Below are 2,107 nucleotides of genomic sequence, written 5' to 3'. Positions count from 1 at the left end.
CGAGGCGGAGCCCGACGCGGATCTCGAGGACCGCGACGACTCCGACGACGGTGACGGCCGCCCGTCGCGCCGCCGCCGCAGGGGAGGCCGTCGCCGTCGCCGCGGTGACGCCGCCGACGACGGCGACAACGGCGGCCACGCGGAGGACACCGGTTCCGAGGACTCCGACGAGTCCGACCCGGATGCCGACTCCGGCAACGGGGGCGACCGTGAGAACTCCGGCTCCGCCGACGACTCCGACGACTCCGAGGACCGCGGCCACTCCTCCAGCAGCTCGCGTCGCCGTCGCCGGCGTCGCCGCCGCAGCGGTGACCACGACGTGCCGGTCGCCGACGCGGGTGAGGACGACCCCGAGCGCACGGTCGTGAAGATCCGTGAGCCGCGCAAGAAGAAGGAAGAGCAGCCGTCCGACGAGGTCCAGTCCATCAAGGGCTCGACCCGCCTGGAGGCGAAGAAGCAGCGCCGCCGCGAAGGCCGCGAGCAGGGCCGTCGCCGGGTGCCGATCATCACGGAGGCCGAGTTCCTGGCCCGCCGTGAGGCGGTCAAGCGGGAGATGATCGTCCGCCAGAGCGGGGAGCGCACCCAGATCGGCGTGCTCGAGGACGACGTCCTGGTCGAGCACTTCGTGAACAAGGAGCAGGCGACCAGCTACGTCGGCAACGTCTACCTGGGCAAGGTCCAGAACGTGCTGCCGTCGATGGAGGCCGCGTTCGTCGACATCGGCAAGGGCCGCAACGCCGTGCTCTACGCCGGTGAGGTGAACTTCGAGGCGCTCGGCCACTCCGGCGGTCCGCGTCGCATCGAGGCGGCCCTCAAGTCCGGGCAGCCGGTGCTGGTGCAGGTCACCAAGGACCCGATCGGGCACAAGGGCGCCCGGCTGACCAGCCAGGTGTCGCTGCCCGGCCGGTACCTGGTGTACGTGCCCGAGGGCTCGATGACCGGCATCAGCCGCAAGCTGCCCGACACCGAGCGGGCCCGGCTGAAGCAGATCCTCAAGAAGGTCGTGCCCGAGGACGCCGGTGTCATCGTGCGCACCGCCGCGGAGGGCGCCAGCGAGGACGAGCTGGCCCGCGACGTGCAGCGGCTCCAGGCGCAGTGGGAGGACATCAAGAAGAAGGCGCAGAAGGGCACCGCGCCGACGCTGCTCTACGGCGAGCCGGACATGACCGTCCGGGTCGTGCGCGACATCTTCAACGAGGACTTCACCAAGGTCGTGGTCAGCGGCGACGAGGCGTGGGAGACGATCCACAGCTACGTCTCGCACGTGGCGCCCGACCTCGCCGACCGGCTGACCAAGTGGACGTCCGACGTCGACGTGTTCGCCTCGTACCGCATCGACGAGCAGCTGCTCAAGGCGCTCGACCGGAAGGTCTGGCTGCCCAGCGGCGGTTCGCTGGTGATCGACCGGACCGAGGCGATGGTCGTCGTCGACGTCAACACCGGCAAGTTCACCGGCCAGGGCGGCAACCTGGAGGAGACGGTCACCAGGAACAACCTGGAGGCGGCCGAGGAGATCGTGCGCCAGCTGCGGCTGCGCGACCTGGGCGGCATCATCGTGATCGACTTCATCGACATGGTGCTGGAGTCCAACCGGGACCTGGTGCTGCGCAGGCTGCTGGAGTGCCTGGGCCGGGACCGCACCAAGCACCAGGTCGCCGAGGTCACCTCGCTGGGCCTGGTGCAGATGACCCGCAAGCGGGTCGGCCAGGGCCTGCTGGAGTCCTTCTCCGAGCCGTGCGTGCACTGCAACGGCCGCGGCCTGGTCGTGCACATGGAGCAGGCGCACGCGGTCGGTGGCGGTGGCAGCGGCAAGCGCGCCAAGAAGAAGGGCAAGGGCCAGGACGGTGCGGCGACCGAGCCCGCCGTGCAGGCCGAGGCGCCGTCGGCGGACGTCGACGAGAGCACCGAGCTGGCCGAGCTGGCAGCCGAGGTCGCGGCGCCGGTGGCGCTGGCCGAGCCGGACTTCGTGCCGGACGAGGAGCTGTACAGCAGCGTGCACGAGGCCGAGGAGGCCGCGAAGCGGGGCCGTGGACGGCGTCGCAGCAGGAAGGCCGCCGCTCCCGCCGGCCCGCCCCGGGCCGCCGAGACGAAGGCCGAGGCAGTCGTC

General features: G+C 71.3%; 1 protein-coding gene. It reads left to right on the top strand.

Annotation, left to right across the window (positions count from 1 at the left end; translation table 11 throughout):
• The coding region (locus tag ACYVE9_RS24205) for an Rne/Rng family ribonuclease (RefSeq protein ID WP_461030019.1) at positions 1 to 2,107 on the top strand (2,107 nt) is incomplete at both ends.

The organism is Streptomyces sparsus (genome assembly GCF_054776295.1).
This window is presented reverse-complemented; position numbering and strand designations above follow the sequence as displayed.